Genomic DNA, 4,417 nt, shown 5'->3' with positions numbered 1-4,417 from the left:
GGTCCGGCCCGTGCCGCCCGCCACCGTGCACCAGCTGTTCGAGCGGCAGGCGGCTGCCGGACCGGACCGCACCGCCGCCTCCAGGATCTGCCGGAACGCCTGGAAGAAGCGGTCGACGGTCTCCTCGCCGAACAGGTCGGTGTTGTACTCCAGATGGCAGCGGATTCCGGTGGGGCTGTCGGTGAAGTAGACGCTGAGGTCGGTGAGCGCCTTGTCCGCCCCGCTGTCCAGAGGGGTGGCCTCGACACCCGGCAGGTCGAACCGGAACGGCTCCCCGGCCTCGTACTCGGCGATCACCTGGAAGACGGGGGTGTGCTCCGTGGTGCGCGGCACGGCGAGGGCTCCCACGACCTCCTCGAAGGCGGCGTCGGCGTGGTCGTAGGCGTCGAGTGCCACCTCGCGGACCTGGCGCAGCAGGGCGGTCCAGTCGGGGTCGCCGGAGAGGTCCAGGCGCAGGGCGACCGTGTTGAGGAAGAGTCCGACGACGTCCTGGCAGCCTGGCGGGCGGGATGACGTGGGGGTGCCGATGACGATGTCGTCCTGGCCGTTCAGGCGGCGCAACGCGGCGGCGTATCCGGCGAGCAACGTCATGAACAGGGTGACGCGGTGGCTTCGGCTCAGCCGGCGGAGGTCGTCGGACAGGCCGGCGTCCAGGGTGCGGAAGAGCGCCCGGCCGTGGGAGGTCATGACGGCGGGCCTGGGGCGGTCGGCGGGCAGGGTGCACAGGACCGGCCCGTCCTTCAGCGCGTCGCGCCAGTGGGCGAGGTCGGCCGCGACCTTGTCGCCGTCCCGTGCGGCCAGCTGGTCACGCGCGGCCTCGACGGCGGTGCGGTCGAGGACCGGCAGCCGTGGCGCGGTGCCCGTACGCCGGGCGCGGTACAGCTCGGACACGTCGCGGGCCATGACCGCGGCGGAGGCGGCGTCGGCGACGATGTGGTGGAGGGACAGCACCAGGACGTGCCGGTCGGCGCCGGTGACGACCAGCCGGGTGACCAGCAGCGGCCCGTTCTCCAGGTCGAAGCGGCGTGCGCTCTCCGCCGCCAGCACGTCGCGGAGGACGGTTTCGCCGTCGGCGCCGCTGTCCCGGTGGTCGATCACCGCGTGGTCGAGCGGAGTGTGGCCGGGGCGCCCGGCGGGCCGTACGTACTGCAGGGGTCCCCCGTCCGTCTCGCGGAACACCGTCCGCAGCGCGGGATGCCGGGCGGCGACTCCGCGCAGGGCGTCGTGCAGGGCCTCCGCGTCCAGCGGTCCGTCGAGGCGGACGGCCTTGATCTCGTTGTAGGCGGTGCTGTCGGGGAACATCCGGTGCAGGATCCACACGCGCTGCTGGCCCGGGGAGAGCGGGGCACCGGGGTCCTCGGCCGCGGTCCCGGCCGGGAGTGGCGAAAGGGACGGCTCCGTCGACGGGGACGGGGCGGTGGACGGGGCGGTGGACGGGGCGGTGCTGACCCGCCGCTCCGTGTGACGCCGGCGCAGCGCGTCGAGGTGGCGCAGGCCGCCGCGCAACGAGCCGGGGGGTACGCCGAAGTCGACGAGGGAGACGATCTCGTCCGCGCCGGCGGCCGTCACCGCGTCCACCACCGGGGAGACGGTGTCGACCGTGCCGATCAGGGCCCGCTGGTCGCAGTAGCGGTCGTAGGCGCGACGGAAGAGCGTGTCGAGGTCGTCCTCGTCGAGCGCCTCCATGTCCACGTGGTGTCCCAGGCTCCGGGAGACCGTGCCGAACAGCGAGAGCGAGGACCTCATGTAGCGGGCCAGGGGCTCGTAGGCCTCGGAGCGGGCCGTCGCGTGATCGGAGGCGAGGAAGGTGTGCAGCAGCACCGCGACCCGCCCGGTCTCCGGGTCGAGGCCCGCCGTGGCGCGGGCGTCGCGGTAGCGCGCGATGTTCGCGGTGAGTTCCTCGACGCTCTGCGCCATCAGATTGGTCACCACGCCGAGGTCGTGACGTCCGGCCAGTTCGTAGGAGGCGGGGTTGCCGACGACCGCCGTGTACATCGGCGGCTGCCCCTGGACGGGCCGGGGGAAGACCCGGAGATCGGCAGTCCCCTCGCCGGTGGCCCGCGTCAGCGGCTCTCCGCCCCACAGCTTCCGCACATCGGCGAGTTGCTCGTACATCAGCTCGCGGTGCCGCCCGAAGCGGTCGGGGAAGAACGCGAAGTCGGTGGGGTGCCATCCGGGGGCGCAGCCGATCCCGATCCGCCCGCCGGACAGGTTGTCCACCATCGACCACTCCTCCACCACCCGGATCGGGTCGTGGAGCGGCAGGACGACCGACCCGGCGTTGAGGCGCACGCGGCTGGTCTCGCGGGCCAGGGCGGCTGCGAGAACGGCGGGGTTGGGGAACAGGCCGCCGAAGGAGTGGAAGTGCCGCTCCGGCATCCACAGCGCGTGGAAGCCGTGGTCGTCGGCGAACCGGGCTGTCTCGACGATGAGTTCGTAGCTGTCGTCGACCTCCGGGTAGTCGCCGAAGAAGTAGACGCTGAAGTCGGGCCGGGCGGGCGGCGGTCGCCGCCGGGCCCGCGGCGACGGCGGCCGTCGAGGGGCGTGGTGCGGCAGGGCGGGTGAAGAATCCGGCGGAACGCAGTTCCCGCAGCGAACCCCGTACCGCGTCGATGACCTGCTCGACGTCCCCGTCGGTGTGCGCGGTCGACAGGAAGAAGTTGCGCCACTCCCAGACGTGCACCCCGCGCAACATGAGGTGGTGGTACAGCAGTTCCATGTCGGCACGGTGCTCGAAACGGAACTGGGAGCCGAAGTGGCTGACCCGCAGCGGGAACTCCTCCCGCTCGAAGAAGTCGTTGAGTGTCGAGGCGAAGGCGTCGGTCCGGGCGTTGAGGCGCTGCTGCAGCCCGGGGCTGTGCTCCTTGAGGTGGGTGAGGACGGCGGTGGCGGCGGCCATGGACACCGGGTGCTGGAGGTAGGTGCCGCCGAAGAAGGTGGTGTCGGCGGAGGGGTGGCTGTCGTCGCCGTACTGCCAGGCGCCGCCGTCCACCCCGTCCATGATGTCGGCGCGGCCCGCGATGGCGCCGACGGGGAACCCGCCGCCGAGCACCTTGCCGTACGTCGCGAGGTCGGGAGTGACGCCGTACAGCTCCTGGGCTCCGCGCAGCGCGGGCCGGAACCCGGTGAGCATCTCGTCGAACATCAGGACGATGCCGTGGCGCCGTGTCACCTCACGGAGGGCGCGGACGAACTCAACGGGCCGCAGCGAGGGGTTCCTGCTCTGCACGGGCTCGATGATCACCGCGGCGATCCGGTCCCCCGCGACCTCGATGGCGGCCAGCGCCTGCGGGTCCCCGTAGTCGAGGACCAGCAGGTCCTGTACGGAGCCGGCCGGGATCCCGGGCGAGACGGGGACGGTGACGCGCTCGCTTCCGGTGCCGGCGGACCGGCCGAGGACGGTGTCGGCGTGCCCGTGGTAGGCGCTGTGGAAGACGACGACGGTATCCCTGCCGGTGGCGGCGCGGGCGAGCCGGATCGCTCCGGCGTTCGCCTCGGTACCCGAGCAGGCGAACGCCACGCGGTCCAGGCCCGTGAGCCCGGTCAGCAGTTCGGCGGCCTCGCCGGTGGCGGTGTCGCGCGGCCCCAGGCGGATGCCCCGGGCCAGGTGCTCACGGACCGCCTCGGTCACGAACTCCGGTTCGTGACCGAAGAGCAGGACTCCGAAGCCCATGGTGATGTCGACGTACTGGTTGCCGTCGATGTCCTCCAGGCGGGATCCGGAGGCGCGTGCCGCCGCGACGGGGTAGAGCATCTCCTTGGTGCTGGTGCGGAAGCCGACCACGGCACGGCTGTCGGCGAGCACCCGCCGGTGCCGGGCGGCGGCTTCCTTGGAGCGGCGGGTCCTGCGGGTGTAGCGGTCCACGAGCTCCGCGAGGTGGGTCTCCCGGGTGGAGGGTGTCCCGGTGGCCCGGCCCTCGGGGCGCGGCACCATGCCGGAGGTACGGGGGACGGTCACCCGTGGTCCGTGAGCGACCGCGGCGGAGTGACCGGGCGCTGCCGCGGGCTGCGGCTGTTCCGCCGTTTCGTCGTCGGGCCGGAGGTGGCGGGCGATCCGCGCGGAGAGGTCGGCCATCCGCGTGAGGTCCGCGTCGATGGCGCCGGAGACGCCGTTGGGCCCGGTCATCGGCCTTCCCCGTCCTGGACCGCCGAGGTCGCGGTCGTCGCCGTGGCCGTCGCCGCCGCCTGACGGGACAGCAGCTCGGCGAGCTGCTCCATCAGCTGGAGCTGGATCGCGGAGAGCTGCCTGATCTGCCGTGCGAGGTCGTCGACCTCCTGGCGGGTGGCGTACGCGGGGGCGGACGGCGCGGGCTCCGTCACCGGGGCCGCCACCACCGGGGCGGGCTCCGCGAGGGGCGGTGCGACGAGTGCGGCCGGTGCGGCGGGAGCCACCGGGGCGGCGGGCGCGGGAGTAGGG

At 73.3% G+C, this 4,417-nt stretch carries 2 protein-coding genes and 1 pseudogene; all 3 read right to left on the bottom strand.

Features of this window, described 5'->3' with window-relative positions:
- Nucleotides 1-2,727, bottom strand: a 2,727-nt coding sequence (locus tag E0D90_RS23920) for a MupA/Atu3671 family FMN-dependent luciferase-like monooxygenase (RefSeq protein ID WP_227870452.1), incomplete at its 3' end; no start/stop codon positions are given.
- 46 nt (nt 2,728-2,773) lie between these two features.
- A pseudogene (locus E0D90_RS28115) lies at nt 2,774-3,754 on the bottom strand (aspartate aminotransferase family protein); the annotation flags it as partial.
- A gap of 368 nt (nt 3,755-4,122) precedes the next feature.
- Nucleotides 4,123-4,417, bottom strand: a 295-nt coding sequence (locus tag E0D90_RS27415) for a hypothetical protein (protein WP_227870451.1), incomplete at its 5' end; no start/stop codon positions are given.

The sequence above is a fragment of the Streptomyces otsuchiensis genome, from assembly GCF_004305975.1.
Taxonomy (GTDB): domain Bacteria; phylum Actinomycetota; class Actinomycetes; order Streptomycetales; family Streptomycetaceae; genus Streptomyces; species Streptomyces otsuchiensis.
Note: the sequence above shows the minus strand (reverse complement) of the source record. Positions and strands in the feature narration are given on the sequence as shown.